This window comes from Sphingobacterium sp. UBA1897 (genome assembly GCF_002337775.1).
Lineage (GTDB): Bacteria > Bacteroidota > Bacteroidia > Sphingobacteriales > Sphingobacteriaceae > Sphingobacterium > Sphingobacterium siyangense.
This window is the reverse complement of record NZ_DDGR01000023.1, coordinates 1-20,354: the sequence shown is the minus strand read 5'-3', so window position 1 is coordinate 20,354 and position 20,354 is coordinate 1. Positions and strand designations below refer to the sequence as shown.

Below are 20,354 nucleotides of genomic sequence, written 5' to 3'. Positions count from 1 at the left end.
TAACAAAGATGCAAAGGATCACAACATTGCGGCTGTTGCAAAGACGACAACTTTAGGGGTAGATTACGACAAAAACTATTTGTACCTTTATATCATAAACCAAAAATGATATGCAAATCTCTGTTTTTGTTCCCGAATACGGCACTATAGAAGGTATTACCCCTGCGTTCAGAACCTTTCATACGGCCAATGAATTTCTAACGGCCTTTGGAAAACAGCCTATTTTTGAAGTCGAATATGTAGGTTTAACGACTTACGTTCCGGCCAATAGTGGGGAGTATACCATCAAGACAAACCGGCTATTACAGGACGTTCAGAAAACAGATCTGCTTATCATACCGCCTATTTTTGGCAACATAGAAAAAGGAATATGTGATAATGCCGAAGCGATCCCTTATTTCACAAAACTGTACCACAAAGGGGCTAGTCTTGCCAGTCTATGCGTGGGTGCTTTCCTGCTCGCTGAGACAGGTCTTTTAGATGGAAAAAAATGTTCGACACACTGGGCACATATCGAAGAGTTCAAGGAAAAATACCCCCACATTGAAATTGAGGATGGCGCTGTGATCACTGAACATGAAAATATCTACAGCAGTGGTGGCGCGAGCAGCTTATGGAATCTGATACTCTATTTAGTGGAAAAGTATTCCGACAGGGAAACAGCCGTACTCATAGCCAAATATTTTGCGCTGGATATCAGCCGGGATAATCAATCGCAATTCGCCATATTCAGAGGTCAACGTAATCATGCTGATCTGGATATCCAACAAGCTCAAGACTATATCGAGAAGAAGTACGAGGAGAAAATTACAGTCGAAGAACTGGCCAATCATGTCAATATTGGGCGGCGAACATTTGAACGGAGATTTAAAGAAGCAATCAACAACACGCCTGTCGAATACCTGCAACGCGTACGCATCGAAGCTGCAAAAAAATTCTTCGAAGCATCACGAAAAAACGTTTCCGAGGTGATGTTTGATGTAGGCTATACCGACACAAAAGCCTTTCGGGATATTTTTCGAAAAATTACAGGCCTTACACCAATAGATTATCGAAACAAATTTGCCAAGGTAACTGCTGATGTCGCCATTGAGCAATAAACTGTGATAAACAATAAAGCCACTCCTCTGAGTGGCTTTATCATTGCTCGAATTCCTTATAATTATTTTAACATCATTTCCCGAATATACTTCACGGGTGAATTACCAAAACTTAGGAATTTTTCATTGAACGCCTTCAAATTAAACTGTTTCCCTTCTTTTTGTTTAACAGCTTCCCTAAGGTCATAAATTTCTTTATATCCCGTAAAGTAAGACGTCAGCTGCACACTGCTCACAGACACACGTTTCCATTTACCGGCTGCTTCGGCCTGTTGTTGAAACGCCTCATCAACCAACAAATGCATGGCGTCTTTTTCACTCATATTTTTCACATGGACGCTATAATCGAGTATAGCATTACAAACGGTACGCAGATGCCATTTGTACCACATCAACCACATTTCAGGAGCATTGTCACCGTAACCATTTTCGAGCATCATTTGTTCGGTATAGACAGCCCAGCCCTCAATCATTGCACCATTACCTAAAATACTCTTGATGAGACTCGGCGATTGGTTTGCATACACCAATTGGGTATAATGGCCCGGAATAGCTTCGTGGATATTGAGTATTTGCAAGATATAATGGTTATACTCCCGGAGGTAACTCTCCGTTGCCTCTTTGGTCCAGCCTGTTAGACTGCCCACATTGTAATAGGTATTCCCACCTTTATCGTATGGACCAGGTGCACTGATTGAAGCTCCCGCAACACCAGCCATATAAGCAGGCTCTTTGCGCACCACAAGCGGCTTGCTATCATCGATGTACAATAAATCCTTTTGTTTGACAAACGCAACCAGCTTCGGTATCTGTGCTTCGATAGCGGATTGAAACTCTTCTGCTTTAACATGTTTGACAGACAGGGTGTCGATCATCTTTCGAATGACAAGCAAACTATCTGACGGCAAGGATGATTTTCCAAAATATTTAGGCCACAGCTCTTTGCTGATTTTATACATCTCACCATGTAAATAGCTTTTTCTTGCTAGAGCAGCCTGATAAATCTGTTCGGCCGTTGACCCCGATTGGATATCGAAATCAAATTTCTTGTCGTAAAGTTCTTTTCCTAATCTAAAACTTCGCGGAGAAGGATTAGGTGTCACTTTTAAAAATTGAACATACCCGTTGATCGCCGCAATAGCTTGTTGTGAAGCCTTCTGGATAGCCTCCTTTTCTGAAGCCGGCAGATCGGATTTTTTCAGTGAATCCCGTAAATCGCTTTCAAAAACAGATAAACCGCCCAAATTCTGTTGAATTGCCAAATCGGTCAATACCAAGGCTGGATTTTTAAGCTGTCCTTTCGCGGCCTCATAATAGGCCGGAATCTTCGTCAAACGTTGATAAATAGCTTTAAGTCGGGTCGATAATGGTGCATAATTCTCGGCAAGCATAAAAGCAATTGTCCCCCCAACATTGTACGAAGAAGGATTCCACTCATACGCGCGCTCTTTCTCAATAGACCACACATTGGATTCAAGATAGTTTTGAATCAGATGATAATCTGTTTGCTGAGAAAGATTCAAGGTGCTCAGATCAAAACTTTTGAGGCTGTCCAAATGTCGCTTTGAAAACTCCATACGTAGTTTTCGCGTATTGGCATCTGGAATTGTCAACAAGGAATCATACTGATGGAATCCAACTTGGGTAGCCCATTCCGGATTTTCTTTCCAAAGCTGCTGAATAAAGCGGTCCTCATACGATTTAAACTTTTCATTCACAGCAGTATCAGCAGCAGATTGTCTGTTATGAGTTCCCGATCCACAGGAAGCCATCAGGCCCAATCCAGCGATAGCAAGGGTATATGTTATAAGTTTCATTGGAGTAATTTGTCTAAAATTAACATTATTGTTGATGAATTTCAGCATTTTACTCCAATAATTTAAAACTATAACCAGGTATGAAATTTTTGGATAAACCAATTTTTGACCCACTGTGTAAGTAAACAATAGCAGACCAAAATGCCGATAAGCCATGGAAAATAAGTCAGAGGCAGTGCCTCCATTTTTAAGGCAGCGGCAAATGGCGTAAACGGCAAAACGACCCCAATAATCATAATTAAACTCGTCAAGGCAACAACCGGTGCAGCAGCCCAGCTTTGAATAAAGGGTATTTTCTTAGTCCTGATCATATGAATAATTAATGTTTGTGAAAGCAATCCCTCTACAAACCAACCAGTCTGAAAGAGTGTTTGATCCGATACCGTATTGGCCTTGAACACGAAAAACAATACCGCAAAAGTGGCGAAATCAAACAATGAACTTATGGGGCCAATAAATAACATAAACTTAGAGACACTACCAGCATCCCATTTCTTTGGCTCGACGATAAATTCCTCATCCATGCTGTCCCAAGGAATAGATACCTGCGATATATCGTAGAGTAGATTTTGAATAAGCAGATGCACCGGCAGCATCGGTAGAAAGGGAAGAAAAGAACTGGCCCCAAGCATACTGAACATATTGCCGAAATTGCTGCTTGCCGTCATCTTGATATATTTAATGATATTTCCAAAAGTTCGACGTCCATAAATAACCCCTTTGCGCAGCACCATAAGATCCTTTTCCAGCAGAATTATATCTGCACTTTCTTTGGTAATGTCAACAGCCGTATCCACACTGATACCCACATCTGCCTCCTTAAGTGCGGCCGCATCATTGATACCATCGCCCATAAAGCCAACCGTATGTCCTTTTTCCCGCAATGCTTTTACAACACGAACTTTTTGAAGAGGGCTCAACTTTGCAAATACCGATACCTCATCAACACATTGATTTAACTCGGTGTCCGAAATGCTATCTAATTCATTTCCATTGACAATCCGATCCACCGGAATGCCGACATCCATACAAATTTTGCGTGTGATAATCTCATTATCTCCTGTCAACACTTTGATCCCGATTCCCAATTTTTGTAAGGATTCAATGGCCGGCTGTGAAGAGGGTTTGGCCGGATCCAAAAAGCCGATAAATCCCGTCAACGTCAATTTCGCTTCATCTGCAACAGCATAGGTCAAGGGGTGAGCACCTTCAAATTCGCGGATGGCAACTAATAAAACACGTAATCCCTCCTCATTCATCTTTTTCGAGGTTTTCAATACAATTTTACGCATCGTATCGTCCATCGGTACAGTACGGTCATTTTCGACATGCAGACTACGGTCATCTCCCGGATCAAAAGCGTGTGTACAAAGCTCAAGCATTTCCTCTACAGCCCCTTTACAGATCAGTAGATGTTTGCCATTATGCTGTTTGAGGACCACAGACATCCGTCGCCGCTGAAAATCAAATGGAATCTCGTCAATTTTCAGATATTGATCCTCCACTTTCAAGTAATCGTGCAATTCGGCATGTTCCAACACAGCCTTATCCATCAAATTCTTGAGACCAGTCTGATGAAAACTATTGAGATAGGCCCATTTAAGCACCTCATCATCTTCGACCCCATACACATTAAGATGTTTTTCCATGACGATCTTGTCCAATGTCAACGTCCCTGTTTTGTCAGTGCACAGAATATCCATGGCACCTATATTCTGGATAGAATTTAACCGCTTGACGATGACTTTACGCTTACTCATATTGACAGCACCCTTGGCCAAGTTAGCGGTGACAATCATGGGCAGCATTTCGGGGGTTAAACCTACAGCGACAGCAATGGCAAAAAGTAGCGCTTCTGTCCAGTTCCCTTTCATCAACCCATTGATCAAGAAAATCAGCGGAACCATGACCAGCATAAAACGGATCAATAAGAAACTCACCTTATTTATACCCTTATCAAAACTTGTTTCGGGACGTTCGCCGGTAATCGATTTGCTGATACTCCCAAAATAGGTGTAGCTTCCTGTCGTTACAATCACGGCTATCGCCGATCCACTAACAACATTGGTCCCCATAAAACAAATATTACAAAGTTCAATAGGTGATTTTTCCGCCGCATTCCGGATAGGCAAATAATTCTTCTCTACCGGAAGCGCCTCTCCAGTCAGCATACTTTCACTCACAAAAAGATCCTTACTCTGAACAATACGGCAATCTGCAGGTATCATATCCCCAGCAGAAAGGTATACAATATCTCCCGGCACCAGTTCGACAATAGGAATCTCTCTTTTCCCTTTAAATTTCCGCAACACTGTTGCCGTAGTTTTGACCATACTTTTTAATTTTTCTGCCGCGGCATTACTTCGATACTCCTGTACAAAACGAAGCAGCGCACTGACCAAAATCATAATAGACACCACAACAACTGTTTTATAATCTCGTTCGCCAACCTCTGGAAGCCCTACATCGATGATAAAGGAAACAGTGGCAATCAATAACAGAATATATATAAAGGGGTTGGCAAAAGATTTCAATAGCTGCACGTACCACTTTGGGGCCTTTTGATGTTTCACCTCATTTAATCCAAATTTCTGTTGACGTTCCTTAGCCATTTCATCTGTAATCCCCTCTCTGCTCGTTTCTAACATCGCGCAGGTAAGTTTTTCATCCTGACTGGCCACCCCCTGCAACTTGGTCACGGTCCCCACATTCATTCCATTGGAACTGATCATATTGTGCAATGGATTCTTTGTTGTTTTATTGTTCATTTTAATCATAACCCTATAGCCCCTTTCATGTTAATTTCCGTAAATCCCGTTCTTATTATAGATCCGATTCTTATTACAGGTCCGACTCTGTACCTATAATTTCCCAGCTTATTTTTGTTACTCTTTCCTCGATGGTCAATCGACTAGCCATCCGTTCGATAAGACTGTCTTGCTGACCGATGGCTCTAACGATGGCCCTAATGACAACGCCGTTTGTAGCGAGGGTATCGTCACTCGAAAGCGAAGACAACAACAGTTTTTCGTTACTGCTCAGCATCTGCATCAATAAAACACGAATATGATTTTCGATGTCTATCCCACAGCCTATGGTCAGTAGATATTCGGTTTGTGATGCTGCAGATTTATTAAAAGTCAGGAAGGCCATTTTTTGCCCGATTGGGCGAAAGATCAGGTGTGTAAGAATAATAGCCAACGCAACCACAAATGCTTGGGCATGCAAACCTAGACCACAGAGCGCCCCTACTGCAGCCGAACACCAAATCGTCGCCGCCGTGTTTAGACCATGCACATTCAAACCGTCCTTCATAATCACACCAGCGCCAAGAAAACCAATTCCGCTGACCACATAAGAAGCAATCCGTCCGATAGCATCACCGCCAATTTCTATGGAAAGCAGCACAAAAGCTGCTGCTCCCAACGAAACTAAGGTATTTGTCCGAAGCCCCGCATTTTTCTGGCGCCATTGGCGCTCTACTCCCACAGCAGCTCCTAAAAGCAAGGCTGCAAATAATCGTATGGCAAATTCAAAAACACTCATCTCTTTGTCCTCCTTTGCCTGCAAAGGTGCGCATTCCTACCTCCATGATCCGTTAGAGATCTTTTAGAAAATTATTAGAATTTTATTAGAGAAATAATCAAATTAAAAAACTGTAATACAGTTACTTATAATTTAAGTCTAAAATTTACAGATCAAGCTGTCCAATTTCTTTAACTTCAAGCATTGTTGTGGTGTAAATCAGTTACACTAAAAACAATAAAAAAATGAAACAACGCATCAATTTTTTCGCAAAAGGGCAAAACGCCATGAAATCAATGTATGGAATAGGTACATATCTGAGCAATTGTTCGATAGAACAAGAGCTTTTGCATCTTATTTATTTCCGTGTATCACAAATCAATGGCTGTGCGTATTGTCTTGACATGCATTCAAAAGATCTACTGGCGACTGGAGATCAACCACAACGATTGTTCTTATTGGATGCCTGGCGGGAAGCACCTCTGTATAGCGAACGTGAACGTGCTGGGCTGGAATGGGCCGAAGCCGTGACCAAAATTACGCATGGTGATGTGTCGGACGAGGTTTATACGAAAGCAACTACTGTATTTTCGGAAGAAGAACTTATCGACCTGACCTTGGCCATTACAGCAATCAATTCCTATAACAGGATCAATATTTCCTTCCGCACACAAGCAGGAAGCTACAAAGTTGGGCAGCACAAAGTACAGCCAACCTCATAAACAGGAGGTCGATATTTATACGATAAATTAAACCATAAAAATGAAAGATTTCATCTTATTATTTCGTCAGGGGGCCAATGAACCAAGTCAACTGACAGAAGAAGAAGCAAAAGCTGTAAACAAAAGATGGTACGACTGGATCAGTGACATCGATGCGCAAGGTAAACTGAAGGATCATGGCTCCCGTCTTGAGCCAGCCGGAAAGGTATTAAAGCCAGGCGGTATCGTTACGGATGGACCTTTTGTGGAGATTAGGGAAAGACTCGGCGGTTTTATTGTCGTCGCAGCAGACGATCTTGACGAAGCCACAACCTTGGCCCATGGCTGTCCTATACTCGAATTTAATGGTAGTGTAGAGATACGTGCACTGCTCAACTAATCATATACGGGGCAGCTGTACACGCGCACAGCCGCCCCTATTTTAGACTTATGGATCCGGATTTTCTAAAACAGCTTTTCCAGCAAGAATTTACCAAAATAGTCGCTGTCATCAGTAAGAGTTTTGGTCTTCAATACATCGAAATCGCCGAAGATATCGTCAGCGAAACTTTCTTATTGGCCACAGAATCTTGGCAGACCAAAGGCGTTCCTGCAAATCCTAAGGCTTGGCTGTACACGGTTGCAAAACAAAAGACATTGGCCCAGTTTCGAAGAAATAAAATATTTAAAGATAAAATCATCCCTGCAGTGCGGCAGAGCGAGCCGGAAGCGGAAACCTTCGACGACTTTAATTTCTCACAGGAAAATATCAAAGACAGCCAATTAAAAATGCTGTTTGCAATCTGCACGCCAGCAATTGCAAGTGAGGCTCAAATAGGTCTTGCCCTTAGAATCCTCTGTGGTTTTGGTATAGACGAAATTGCCGAAGCATTTCTTTCCAACAAAGAAACCATCAATAAGCGCCTATTCAGAGCAAAGGAAAAACTACGTTCAGAAAAAATCGAACTCGAACTGCCCTCCGAAGCAGAAATTATTAAACGCCTCGATAACGTACTCCATATTATTTACCTCTTATTTAATGAAGGGTATTATTCTAAAACCCAAAATCAAATTTTAAGAAAGGAGCTCTGTATTGAAGCGTTACGCCTTGCGTTAATGCTTTCGACTTATGAAAAAACAAATACACCTAAGACCAATGCGCTCATTGCGCTGATTTGTTTTCATTCCTCCCGTTTCGAGGCAAGGCTGACCAATAAAGGTGATTTCATTTTGTATGAGCAACAGGATGAGGAGCGCTGGAATCAAGAACTTATACATCAAGGGCTTTATTTTCTGAAAAACGCTGCATCGGGAGACGAACTCACATCCTACCATCTGGAGGCAAAGATTGCGCAATGCCATTGTATAAAGGAAGACAGTCCAGAAAAATGGGCCGAAATCCTGCAATGGTATGACCGTTTATTAGTCGTCAACTATTCACCTGCAGCTGCATTGAATAGAATATTTGCACTATATAAAGTAAAAGGCAATAGAGCTGCACTTACTGAAATAAAAATGCTGCAGCTAGAAGATAATCACTTTTATTTTGTCCTCCTTGGTGAACTCTATAAGGAACTGGACAAAAACAAAGCCATCGCAAACTTTAACAAAGCAAAAATCCTGGCTAAAACAACATTGGAAAAAGAGATCATCCAACAGAAGATTGATGCTATAAAGTCTGCAATGGCCTAATTGTTTGCTATTGATCGATTACTTTTGCTCCTTTCCAATAGGATACAAAAAGTTGGTATAGCTCCGAGGGCTCCAAATCAATAGTTGAGGACGAATACATGATACACAGTTCTTGAGTGGATTCTTGATAAGCCATTTTCCATAATAGCGACGAAAGCTGCTTTTTATATTTAGGGGGATTACCCAATGTAACAATGACCATCGTATCACCACCGACTTTTTGTAAGTCGATGCTTTTGACATCCTGCCAGTCGCCTTGGCCAAAAGCTTTCGATATTGGTGTTGTCTTTCCAAGAAAATAGCGGTCGTTCAAAACAATTTGCGCTGTTTTATCCCGAAGGCTCAGTAGGCTGGAAAACAATAAAACTAAGAGTACCAGCAATGCTCCTGCAGAGAAAACTGTCGGTTTGGCTTTAAATACACCATCAAATAAACCGATACTGTACAATAAAATGACCAGAAGCAACAAACATAGGCCTCCCGAAATTGACAATAGCTGACTTGTTTTCTTTTTATTTCTGTATAAGCTTGTTTCCTTCATCTGCTTAATTTCCCCACTTAACATTCAGGTTATGTTTTTCAGCATAAGCTTTTCCTAAAGCATATACGTTGTCAAACACCTCGTTAATGGAAGGCATATCGTTTTTTTCGATCTTTTGGAGTAATGCCTGCTTTTCTTCAGCCGAACCTTTACCATCACATAACTTTGCATAAGCGGTATATTCATTTTTATAGACAGGCAACACTTTTTCAAATAATGCAATAGACTGCTCTTTCAATGCTTTTGCATCGGCATCGGAAACATTTAATTCCTTAATATCCTTTAAGGCCTTTTCAACAACCTGAATTTTGATCCCGACAGATTTTTGAGCTTCATCGCCTACTTTCTTACTGGAGGGCATATCCGCAAATTCAACGGTCTCCTGCTCGAGCTGTTTGCCATAGCGTTCAGGGGCAAAATCTGCTACAAGATTTGTGTTTAAAACAACTTTTCCGAAAAAAGTCTCTGGACTTGGGGATTGACAAGCCGTAAAAAATAAGCTCATCGACATGAAAATAATAAATAGTAAGTGCTTCATATATAAATTCTGTTTGTGACCAAAGTAATTAATTATCATGAAATAGGCAAACATGTTGCCCCGCCCTCCTGCTCTATAAATTGTCATAAACCCTTCCTTTTAGGCGAAAAAAGCACGATATCGGAGCGATTTATATTGCACAAAATGTTAATTTTTAATATATTAGCAATTACAACATAAGAGATTAAAAACAGTCATTATGGGCTATGATATTAGTTACCACCCCATCTCAGAACAGCAGATAGAAACTTGGTATTTTGACTTGCTCAAAAATCCTGAAAAGATTGAGGAAGTTTCTGCAACTCACCAACTAGAAGACTTCTATAAAACCAAATACCAAGACACCTTAAATGCGGGCCGGGAAACCGACAAAAATGATTATTTTGACAAAACCCATGGTTTTTTCATTGCTGTTGTCCAAGGTTTTTTCGAAAAATACTTCTATGTTCGAGGTGGAGCCCTTTCCTTCTCCAAAAACGACCATTTATCCAGCTATTACAAACAGTGGGAACAATTTGTTCAACAAGAATTTCTAACCAATAATATCGAAAATAGGCTTGTAGAAAATTATTGTTCCGGTGTCTTTATCCCCGCAGAAAAAGTCGCGCAATTGTTGATAGATTACCAAAGTGACCCGACGATCAAGGATGAATTAGATACGCTATTTTCTGATAACCGTATTTCTATTTTCCTCAATGCACTGCAATATGCCAAAGATCGTAACCTTGGTCTCTTGGAAGCAACAGAAGTTGTAGAACCACAACCTTTTGATCTGAATGAATCAAAAAGTTACTCCAACCTCTTTAACTGCGACAAAGACGGACCGCTTTTATATCAGACAACAGCATTAAAACAGATCCAGGAAATAGAACAACGCAATGGACTTCCAGAAAATGAGATTTTACCAAATGTCAAAACAGAGACAATCCATGCAGACCCTAAACATTTTGAAACCACAGACAGCTCTCAAAGCAGCAAAAAAAAGAATTTTTGGAGCAGATTATTCGGTAAAAATTAGATGCTGGTCTTTGCTGGACATTGGCACTATAGATACCTTAATAGCATCTACACTGTTGAAGAAATCTTGAATTCCAACCCATTAAACACGTCAATAATATTGATTTCAATCCGTTATACGGATATATTTCAAAAACAATTGATCGCCTTGCATCTGAATTAAACAAATGATTTGACGATATTCGTCTTAGAATTATAACTGCTCACCCCATTATGATCTTCATTCTTCTCCTTATTATTCTTACGCTGTTCGGGATTTTATATCTGCTTCGTTCAGCTGTCAAAAAACAACAGCGGAAAATAACAATGGTTGAGTATGCCATTATCATCGGCTACCTGATTTCATTAATGATAAGCGGGGTAGGGCTATTATTCCACTCGAGTCAATATAATCAGGCCGTAGATCCCGTAGATGGTGATTGTTATATTCCCTTCGGCGGAAAACACCTTGTATCGCTATCATTTTATTTTATTGCATTTAATATTTCAGCAATAGCGATTTGGCTCAAGGGACGAAAAATTCCTCCTATTCCTCTTGTTCTGATGCTGATTATGTTAATGATAGGTAATATTATCAGTCTGTTTGTGCTCGTTCAGGTCAGTCACCACGATACGTCCACATTGGATATGTATGTTGGCAACGAAGGAACTTTATTCTTTATTTTCACGCCAATATGCTGCTTGATTATGGGCATTGGGCTAATCCGTAAAATCATCGTTGAAGAGCGGGGTTACGCTATGAGCAGAAGCTATGCCAACAGCACGCTCAATAAAATCAATAACCTGCTTTCCTCAAAGCTGAATTATCCGGCATGGGCTCTGATTTTACTTGTTCCGGTCTTTCTCCTACTAACGATCATCCTCATCCTATTGGGGCAGGATCGGGATTCAATGGTGAAAGTTTTCACAGAAACAACTACTTGGGCTTTTTCACAAAAAATGCACCCTCCTATCCTCGATCATCAGGGCCATTACCTCTGTACAGTTGCGGCAAAAGGAGATCCCGCTCTTGTTAAACCCCTACGGCTAGGCACAAGACATGGCAACACGATCATTGTCAATAGACAGCTTCAGGTGGCCAACGCATTCGAAGAAATATTAAGCGATTTATCACCAGCACTACATCGCTATGTCAGATATTGCTATGATAAATATGGTTTTAATATCTCCGTCAAAATTAATTCCAGCAGCGCATCAAATGTGACTTATATTTTGATGAAACCACTAGAATACATATTTTTATTTTTCTTATATACATTCTACGTCGAACCCGAAAAGAAAATCGCAAAACAATACAGCTAATTTTTAAAATCGTAGCCAACAATCAGTCATTACCCCAATTTTCTCCATTTCGGGAAGCATTTCATTTTAATCATTATGGATCAAACACATTATTTTATCGTTCTGACAGGAGGACCTGGAGTCGGTAAAACAACCTTATTAAATGAATTAAATAAGCAGGGATTCAGCATTGTGGAAGAGGATGCCCGGCGCATCATCCGAGAACAATTGGAAGCTGATGCCGATGGTTTGCCCTGGAAAAATAAAATTCACTATGCCAAACTAATGTTGGCTGCTTCATCAGCCAGCTATGTGATGCAGGTGAGGCAAGATCACCAAAACTACATTTTTTTTGACCGCGGAATTCCAGATGCATTGTCATATATTGCGATGGAAGGTCTTTCAATCGAAGAAGAACTGCTTCACGAAGCAAAAGGTCGACGTTATCATAAAAAAGTATTTATCTTACCACCTTGGGCAGAGATCTATGCGAATGACAACGAGCGGAAACAAACGTGGCGGGAGGCCGAAAACACTTTCAAGATAATGAAAGAGACCTATACACAACTCGGTTATGAAACCATTGAGGTTCCAAAAACAACGGTAAACGATCGCGTTCAGTTCATCCTGAAAGCCCTGGAACAGCAAAACTATTGATTCCGCATTTCTTCCTCAATACGGCGGTCAGGTATAAGCCACATAATAGCGACTGTTCCATACATGAGCAAACTGATATAGGGATTAATAAAAGACAGTCCTATCCCCAAAAAATACAGCGCTGTAGAAATATTTTCCTTAACCTTCGATTTAACCGCTTTTTTCAGTGCAGATTCTTCCCCTTCGATTTGAATCACAAAATATTCAACGATATTATATGATATGGAACACATGATCAGGACAAAGCCATAAGCGATAATAGGATCCCTTTCAAAATGTGACTCACCAATCCAATTTGTTGTAACCGGCATTAATGATAGCCAAAACAATAAATTCAAATTGCTCCAAAGAACTTTTCCATTTACTTTTCGAACAATTTGAAAGAGATGATGGTGATTATTCCAGTACAGTCCAACGTAAACAAAACTAACGATATAGGAGATAATTTTAGGATATAATGGTTTAAGGCTCGCAAAAGTAAATCCTTCAGGTACTTTTAATTCAAGTACCATAATCGTTATAATGATGGCCAAAACGCCATCACTGAATGCTTCTAACCTGCCTTTAGTCATTTTTGAAGATCGGAGTTAATAGCTGATACTGCAGGCCTAAGCGGAATACATTTAATCGTGCCACACCGGGATCAGCACCAAGCATCCCGTTGTTATAATCCTTCAATCCCCATGAATAACCGGCAAACACGGTATAACGGTCATAATTTACATTAAACTGTAAACGAGGGCGTAGATCCAAATCGATAACCTTGCCTCTATCACGATCAAAACTTGTTTTATTCCCCTGTTTATCTTCAATGCTACCATTTTCTTTGATACTCAGCGTTTTGGCAATATCCATACCCAACTGAATATCCATTGTCATCGGTTCAAAAAAGACACGATAGCCAACAAAAGGATTAAAATTGATAAATTGTTGATTTAGACGGGTCTGACCACGGCTTCCATTCATAAACTCATTGCCTTCCAAATCAATCTTTGTCTGCAATCGTTCATATGCACCCTCTAAACCTAATATTAGGTTGTTGGCAAAAACATAACGGTAGTTTAAAGCGCCTCCAATATTGATTCCATATTTTTTTCCATAAGGATTATTGGTATAATAGTCCTGTTGTGTAGATCCATTCAACGTACTCTTTGCTTCCGATCCCGATCCCGTAAAATTGGACACACCGGAGGTGACACCCACACGTAGTTCATGAGATTGCGAGAAAGCCATAAAATGGGTTATACCAGCAAAAAGTCCGACAAGTAAAAATCTCTTCATCATAACCGAAATATTAAATTAAAATCCTTTAAAAAATTGAGCGAATTTGATTGTTAAAAGTAAGAAAATTTATGTGATTCAACTTACTCCAATCTTTATTTTTTCTGTAACGATAAGCTGTATTCATCAGCGGAAATCCATCAATCTTATCAGCCAATAAAAAAATATCAGGAGACAATATGACTATATTTATTGAACTACATCAATGGAAATGAATCAATTCAGGCTTATTTTTGTTGTATTACAAACAAAAGAATAATCCGTATGAAATATATATTGGAAAACCCTATCCTTGGCCATATTACTGAGCAGAAATATAAGACCACAATACAATGGAGAAATGGAGAGTTTATTACGGATGAGCCTGAAAAACTTGGTGGCAAAGATCTTGGTCCTGACCCCTACACCCTTCTTATCTCATCGCTTGTATCTTGTACCTTAGCTACTTTACGCATGTACATCGATAAAAAAGGGCTTGATATTCCAGAAATTTCAGTCAGTTCAAATATGTACCTCAAAATTGAAAAAGGACAGGTGGTTACATATTTTGATCGCGAGATAGCTTTTGGACAAATCTTAGCAGAGGATACCCGAGAACGCCTGCAACAAATTGCCGAAGAATGTCCCATTTCAAAAATTTTAAAGGGCAATGCCATTGTCAATACGCTCATCAGGACAAATCCTTAAACAAGAACATCATGAAAACATTAACCTTTCTCATATTTGGTAAAAATGAAGAAATTCTCCTCACGCTCAAGAGAATCATTGAAAACACGCCCAACTGGAATGCAACGATACAATACGATTTGGATGCCTGTAAAAAACAGCTAATAGATGTCCCTGTAGATGTTTTATTATTGAGTTCGGGACTTTCTCCTCAGGAAGAGCATGAAATAACAGATCACCTTACGCGGCTCACCTATTCGATTGGTCTGATCAAACATTATGGCGGTGGAAGTGGGCTTCTAAAAAATGAAGTCTATAGTCTTTTTCCAGACTTACTCTCCGTTTAATAAAGCATAGGCCATAGCAATAGCGCCCTAGAAAAACAACCGAAAACCGTTAAAACTCTTTCTTTATTGAACTAGATCAATAGAAATCGGCGGCTAATAGGCTAATTTTGGATACTAAATAATAGAATCATGAACAGACAGAACTTTATAAAAAAGGGACTTTTGGGTTCCGGAATATTTGCATCAACAGTGTCTTCAGCTGATATCTTGAAGAATGATATTGACGAGATAGAACCGCTTGAAACGCTGGATGCGGAAGCTGTAAACTATAATTCAGACAAATTGGAAAACCATAGTGTCCTCCACAAAGCGGCGACACGCGGTCATGCAAATCATGGTTGGTTAGATAGCAATCATACGTTTAGCTTCGCCAATTATCACAACCCCGAACGTATGCACTTTGGTGTGTTACGTGTGCTAAATGATGATATGGTGGCTGAAGGAAGAGGTTTTGGCAAACACCCTCACGACAATATGGAAATCATCAGTATCCCTTTGGAAGGTGATTTGCAACATGAAGACAGCATGGGTAACAAAGCTATTATCCGGAAGGGAGATATTCAGGTCATGAGCGCCGGAACGGGCATCATACACAGTGAATATAATAAAAATACCGATCAGGTAGTCAAGTTTCTTCAAATTTGGGTGTACCCTAATCAACGGAATGTGAGCCCCCGATACGATCAAATTACATTGGATATAACACAAAGACAGAATAAATTCCAGCAAATTCTTTCTCCAAATCCAGAAGACGAGGGTGTATGGATCCATCAGGATGCCTGGTTTTCCATGGGGCATTTTGACAAGGACGCCCAAACAAAATACCAGATCAAAAAGGCGGGAAATGGTGTATATGTTTTTGTAATAAAAGGTAGTGTTACTGTCGAAGGACAAGAATTAGAAAGCAGAGATGGCTTTGGAATATGGGATGTCGCTGAAATTAACCTGAAAGTGACCTCAGCAGATACTGAAATCCTACTGATGGATCTCAGTATGATATTGGACTAATTAGATGCACTATTTAGACATCAATTAACAAAAAAAGGGAGCCTATGAGGCTCCCCTTTTTGTTAAGGCTATTTATATTTTAGAAAGTAAAGGAATTCAGCTTTTTATCAACCAAAATCCCATCTATTGCTTTCAGATTGAAGTTGACATTACGTTTTGCTTTCAATTTGATCTTAAATAAAACTTCAGAGCCATTCAAAGTCTCCTTGTTGCCTAGATTAACAAAAGTAGCATACAGAGCCTTACTTCCATTGGTGTGAAGGCGATCGTTGCTATAATTGTTCATCTCTTTTAAATGTACGGACTCAATACCGACATATTCAAAATCGCCTTGATTGTAAGGAAGAGCAAAACTAAGTGCATTGACAGCTTTAAGATTCTCTCCACTAACACTGATCTCCACAATATCACCCGATTTTAAGGTCGTTTTTGAAGGAATCAATTTTAATTTACCACTGACCTTTTCTTCCTTATTTGGTTTTGCACCACCTTCTATGACAACAGCGACATTGGAAATATCATAAGCGTCAATCAGATTATTTTTATTGACATCACCATTGCTGACATAACCTTCAAAATCTCCATCTCCCAGTCGCAATCCCGTGTAGTTAATATAGGAAGTCAAGTCATTATGATCGATCAATCGGTCATTATTAATATCGCCCGGTAAGTAGCTTGACGATCCTGGTACTTTAAACACATATAATTCTCTTCCTGAACCAAAACCTCCAACAGCTTCAGAAACTGAAATTTTGACAAATCGGGCCACCGGATGGGTTCCAAAATCAAAACGTTTCATTTCGCCATCACGTTTCCAATCAAAACTACCGGCTTCCGTCCAGGTGTCCTTATCGTTGCTATAGAATACCTTTCCTTTTAAAATGATGCCATTTCCGCCATCGGTTCTTGGAAGATACTCAAACTTATCCAATTGATTAACAGATTTTAGATCTAAGGTCATATCAAACGGAACCGCAGTCTGTCCCCATTTTGTATGCCACATATCCCCCTCATCATAATTGAACAATTTATTGATACCATTTCCGCCTTGGTTATCCACAGAAGTCTCTGCTTTGATACCTTCGATGGCAAATTCCAACGGGTTTGCCTTTGTTTTTGCGGCAAATGTACTCCAATCTGAAACACCAGATTTATTGACAGCTCTAATTTTAAACTGGTAATCCGTTTCCGCGGCCAATCCTTCGAATAGCAATTGACTGTCTTTGATGGTCGAATAGATCAGATTATTGAATTCAATTTCATAATAATCAGCATTTGCAACCTTTTCCCAGGTTGGCGTTAAGGTATATGCTTGTGTATGTTGATCTGTGATAACAGCTTTGGGCGAAGTCAAAGCACCAGTCTGAGCCAGATAGTTGTCAGCAGGAGCATATTCGAACCCCTCCAATTGTACTTCTATTGCGGTCGATGAGACATCCTGTTTGGCTAGTCGTACCAGCAACATCGGATTTTTAACCAAAGGTACTTTTTCAAACTCCGATCCCTTGGTTGCAAACTGATTCAGGTTTGGTTGTGCGTCGTAGAAATATACGTTTTCAGAAGTATTAAACGCATCTATACTATTCACTTCTTTAAGTTTGCTATTTTTCCCATTGACCTTTACCGTCAATTTCTTCGGTGCTTTGCTAACGTTGAAACGAATTTCCGTAGACTTCATTTTCTCAAAGCCGTCAAATTCGCCTTGCGTTGGAGCAATCGCAAAAACAACTTTATTGTTGTTTAACTGTGAAGTTATGGATGTATTTGCCCCCTTACCATAACGATAAGCCTCTGTCTTTCCATCATCATCATATTCCAGGAAACTAGAGTTTCCATAAGGGTATACTTCATAAATACGTTGATCTTTTTTAATTTCCAGCACATTATTATTTGGGTTGGTCACCGGAATAATGGCTCCATTTTTCACGAAAACAGGCAGCTTCCAAATAGGCACATTAAAATTATTGATAATACGCCCTCCCTTGTATTTTTCACCCGTAAAATAATCAATCCATTCACCATCCGGCAGGTAGATACCATTGCGCATATCATTTCCCTTCTCATCCACACGTGTTTCCTGGTAAATCGGTGCTACAAGGAAATTTGGACCATAGAGGTACTGATATTGCGTTGCCTTTCCAAGCGTATAACTATTTGCTTGCTCTAAAAACATAGCACGAATGATGGGCAGTCCATCTACTGCTTGTTTCGCAACACTATAGCTATAGGGAACCAATTGAGATTTCAATTTCAGATACAGACGATTGATAGAAGTAGCCGGCTCACCCAAAGCATGTGGGTATTTCTCGTTCGATCCCCAGCCATCCATATTGAGTTCCATTGGTGTCCAGGTCTTCCATTGAAAATCACGAATATTGACCTTAAAATTTTTACCACCAAAGATCCCGTCCATATCGGAGGTAATATTGGGCTGACCTGAAAGTCCCGAGCCAATATATGTTGGTATATGGAATCGAATATACTCCCATACGCCTCCAGTCTGGTCGCCCGACCAGATACCGGCATAGCGCTGTGTGCCTGCCCAACCATCCAATGAAATAATAAATGGACGAGCGTTGTTACCATAATAAGGCATAGTATGTCCCACATCGGCGACCCCATTGAGACCAAAGGAGTATCCTGGACCAACCCAGGCCACATCCGTTTTTAGGACTCTTACACCCGCATCCCGAACCTCTTTTACAATATCACGTTGCAGTAATGCACTTATACTATCTTTCGGATGGAGATCGGACTGTGTCCATAAACCGATTTCTACACCATTCTTACGTGCATAATCACCAAACTCTTTCAAATTTCGGATATTTCCATCTAAAGATTCCGTTTGGCCATAGCCAGCACCATAGCCATCATTTGGAAGAATCCAGCCCAAAGGCATATCATGTGCTTTATACCGGTCTATTACAGCGCGGGCCGAAAATTGATAATTGTTTTTCTCACCGTTCAGCGATTCTTTGATTCCCCCATTGTCCTTTTGACTTTCTTTATAGCGTTTGCCGTCTTCAAATAGAATTCCCTTTTCATCTTCTTTCCAAAAATCGCGGTTATAGGCATTAAGATGCCCCTCATACAAACCAAATTTCGGTAGAAGAATTGGGTTACCCGTCAATTGATAGAAATCGTTGAGCAAAGGAACTATCCCGTCATTAATCATAAAAAAGACATCCAGATAATCTGTGTCATGCGCCAATTTTACTGTCCCAGGGGTTTTGGCTCCAAAGGCATAACTTCCCTTCTTAAAGGTATGCCACATAAAACCATATCCTTGGGTTGACCAGTAATAAGGGGTTGGAGAGGCAACACCACCATCGGTCCAGCTGTTCTGATTTTCGATTGCAATCACTTTTCCTTTATGTGAAAAACGCCCATTTTGAACGCCGCCACCAAAAAAGTATTCATCCGCATTTTCCTTCAATTCAACGCTTACTTGTTTCTCTTCGAAAACAATTGGTTTTAAGCTTTCAACGACAATTTTATTGCTTTTCCGATTGAGGATACTAAACTGAGAAGTCTGTTTATCCATTGAAAAAAGAATATCGTTAGTGGAGATGCTGACCTTATTACCTTCATCCTTTACCTCAAGCCCGGTGACTGTTTTCCGAGGTTGCTCTACCAATATTTTTGCTTCGGGTTTTGCTTCGGGATCACGGATAATACCACCATGAACATCCTGGAACATCCTAAAAATATGATTACCGTAGAAATCTAAAGTCAGACGTTGACCATTATCGTATACAATCTCGACTGTTGTCGGATTAATTTTCTGAATCGTGATAATACGGTTGCCTTGATCGCGACCTATTGTATTATAATAATTGATCGTACTTACTTTAGCGTCAACTCGAGTGGGTTGAAAAATAAAAGGAGAAGCCAATCCCATCAGTAAACAGAGTTGTGCTTTTGTGCTCCAAAAAGATATCTTCATGCGTATGATTTATAATGCATTAAATTAACTTAACAATAATACAATAGTAAATCGAAGTAAAAAAGAGATTATGGAATGCAAACGATTGTCCAATAATAATGTTGCAGGCTAGCGGCGGTTGCGGAACAGCTGCCGATGGACCGGGCTCACCGACGGTCCTGTGCTGCGATAACCGATAGGCGGAGGATCGGCAATAGCCTGTACATGGAAATACGGAAGTATTTAAACGAAAGAAGC

Annotated in this window: 18 protein-coding genes; 10 read left to right on the top strand and 8 right to left on the bottom strand. The window is 40.2% G+C overall.

Going from position 1 to position 20,354, the window contains the following annotated elements; all coding sequences use genetic code 11:
• Nucleotides 1-110 precede the first annotated feature (110 nt).
• Nucleotides 111-1,100: a GlxA family transcriptional regulator gene (locus B4N43_RS13465; protein WP_286735301.1), complete on the top strand. Its 990-nt coding sequence runs from the start codon at nt 111-113 to the stop codon at nt 1,098-1,100.
• A gap of 62 nt (nt 1,101-1,162) precedes the next feature.
• Here the strand turns inward: B4N43_RS13465 and B4N43_RS13460 are convergent, their stop codons facing one another.
• The 3 genes from B4N43_RS13460 to B4N43_RS13450 form a co-directional block, all read right to left on the bottom strand.
• The gene (locus tag B4N43_RS13460; protein WP_075994945.1) at nt 1,163-2,917 is read right to left on the bottom strand and encodes a DUF885 domain-containing protein; all 1,755 of its coding nucleotides are present in this window, start codon (nt 2,915-2,917) and stop codon (nt 1,163-1,165) included.
• 68 nt (nt 2,918-2,985) lie between these two features.
• The gene (mgtA, locus tag B4N43_RS13455; RefSeq protein WP_286735299.1) at nt 2,986-5,685 is read right to left on the bottom strand and encodes a magnesium-translocating P-type ATPase; all 2,700 of its coding nucleotides are present in this window, start codon (nt 5,683-5,685) and stop codon (nt 2,986-2,988) included.
• 73 nt (nt 5,686-5,758) lie between these two features.
• The gene (locus tag B4N43_RS13450; RefSeq protein ID WP_286735298.1) at nt 5,759-6,463 is read right to left on the bottom strand and encodes an MgtC/SapB family protein; all 705 of its coding nucleotides are present in this window, start codon (nt 6,461-6,463) and stop codon (nt 5,759-5,761) included.
• 224 nt (nt 6,464-6,687) lie between these two features.
• Between B4N43_RS13450 and B4N43_RS13445 the strand changes: the two genes are divergently transcribed.
• The 3 genes from B4N43_RS13445 to B4N43_RS13435 are packed head-to-tail and all read left to right on the top strand — an operon-like array spanning nt 6,688 to nt 8,835.
• Nucleotides 6,688-7,164: a carboxymuconolactone decarboxylase family protein gene (locus B4N43_RS13445; protein WP_286735297.1), complete on the top strand. Its 477-nt coding sequence runs from the start codon at nt 6,688-6,690 to the stop codon at nt 7,162-7,164.
• Nucleotides 7,165-7,204: 40 nt separating this feature from the next.
• On the top strand, nt 7,205-7,543 hold the full coding sequence (locus B4N43_RS13440; protein WP_075993946.1) for a YciI family protein: 339 nt from the start codon (nt 7,205-7,207) through the stop codon (nt 7,541-7,543).
• Between the two features lie 50 nt (nt 7,544-7,593).
• Entirely contained in the window at nt 7,594-8,835 is a 1,242-nt protein-coding gene (locus B4N43_RS13435; RefSeq protein WP_248932464.1) for an RNA polymerase sigma factor, read from the top strand.
• Nucleotides 8,836-8,842: 7 nt separating this feature from the next.
• Here the strand turns inward: B4N43_RS13435 and B4N43_RS13430 are convergent, their stop codons facing one another.
• Complete coding sequence (locus tag B4N43_RS13430; protein WP_286735296.1) at nt 8,843-9,376, bottom strand: hypothetical protein; 534 nt, start codon at nt 9,374-9,376, stop codon at nt 8,843-8,845.
• A gap of 4 nt (nt 9,377-9,380) precedes the next feature.
• The gene (locus tag B4N43_RS13425) at nt 9,381-9,914 is read right to left on the bottom strand and encodes a hypothetical protein (RefSeq protein ID WP_157626203.1); all 534 of its coding nucleotides are present in this window, start codon (nt 9,912-9,914) and stop codon (nt 9,381-9,383) included.
• Nucleotides 9,915-10,113: 199 nt separating this feature from the next.
• Between B4N43_RS13425 and B4N43_RS13420 the strand changes: the two genes are divergently transcribed.
• From B4N43_RS13420 to B4N43_RS13410, 3 genes are all read left to right on the top strand, one after another.
• On the top strand, nt 10,114-10,932 hold the full coding sequence (locus B4N43_RS13420; protein ID WP_248932466.1) for a hypothetical protein: 819 nt from the start codon (nt 10,114-10,116) through the stop codon (nt 10,930-10,932).
• A gap of 212 nt (nt 10,933-11,144) precedes the next feature.
• Complete coding sequence (locus tag B4N43_RS13415; RefSeq protein ID WP_286735294.1) at nt 11,145-12,233, top strand: DUF6688 domain-containing protein; 1,089 nt, start codon at nt 11,145-11,147, stop codon at nt 12,231-12,233.
• Between the two features lie 75 nt (nt 12,234-12,308).
• The gene (locus B4N43_RS13410; RefSeq protein ID WP_075993952.1) at nt 12,309-12,869 is read left to right on the top strand and encodes an AAA family ATPase; all 561 of its coding nucleotides are present in this window, start codon (nt 12,309-12,311) and stop codon (nt 12,867-12,869) included.
• On the opposite strand, the gene B4N43_RS13405 is transcribed toward B4N43_RS13410, so the two are convergent.
• Together B4N43_RS13405 and B4N43_RS13400 are read right to left on the bottom strand one after the other, a co-directional pair.
• Entirely contained in the window at nt 12,863-13,441 is a 579-nt protein-coding gene (locus B4N43_RS13405; protein ID WP_075993953.1) for a TMEM175 family protein, read from the bottom strand. The two genes, B4N43_RS13410 and B4N43_RS13405, sit on opposite strands and share 7 nt — an antisense overlap.
• Nucleotides 13,434-14,153 (bottom strand): outer membrane beta-barrel protein, encoded by a 720-nt coding sequence (locus B4N43_RS13400; RefSeq protein WP_286735293.1) that lies wholly within the window; start codon nt 14,151-14,153, stop codon nt 13,434-13,436. Before B4N43_RS13400 ends, B4N43_RS13405 begins: the two co-directional genes overlap by 8 nt.
• Before the next feature lie 261 nt (nt 14,154-14,414).
• On the opposite strand from B4N43_RS13400, the gene B4N43_RS13395 reads away from it, so the two are divergent.
• The 3 genes from B4N43_RS13395 (at nt 14,415) to B4N43_RS13385 (ending at nt 16,171) form a co-directional block, all read left to right on the top strand.
• A complete protein-coding gene (locus tag B4N43_RS13395; protein WP_075993955.1) occupies nt 14,415-14,837 on the top strand; it encodes an OsmC family protein in 423 nt (140 codons plus the stop codon).
• 11 nt (nt 14,838-14,848) lie between these two features.
• Nucleotides 14,849-15,163, top strand: a complete 315-nt coding sequence (locus tag B4N43_RS13390; RefSeq protein ID WP_075993956.1) for a hypothetical protein — start codon at nt 14,849-14,851, stop codon at nt 15,161-15,163.
• A 129-nt stretch (nt 15,164-15,292) separates the two neighbouring features.
• Complete coding sequence (locus B4N43_RS13385; protein ID WP_182983495.1) at nt 15,293-16,171, top strand: pirin family protein; 879 nt, start codon at nt 15,293-15,295, stop codon at nt 16,169-16,171.
• Between the two features lie 79 nt (nt 16,172-16,250).
• On the opposite strand, the gene B4N43_RS13380 is transcribed toward B4N43_RS13385, so the two are convergent.
• On the bottom strand, nt 16,251-20,117 hold the full coding sequence (locus B4N43_RS13380; protein WP_286735291.1) for a TIM-barrel domain-containing protein: 3,867 nt from the start codon (nt 20,115-20,117) through the stop codon (nt 16,251-16,253).
• Nucleotides 20,118-20,354: the final 237 nt, after the last annotated feature.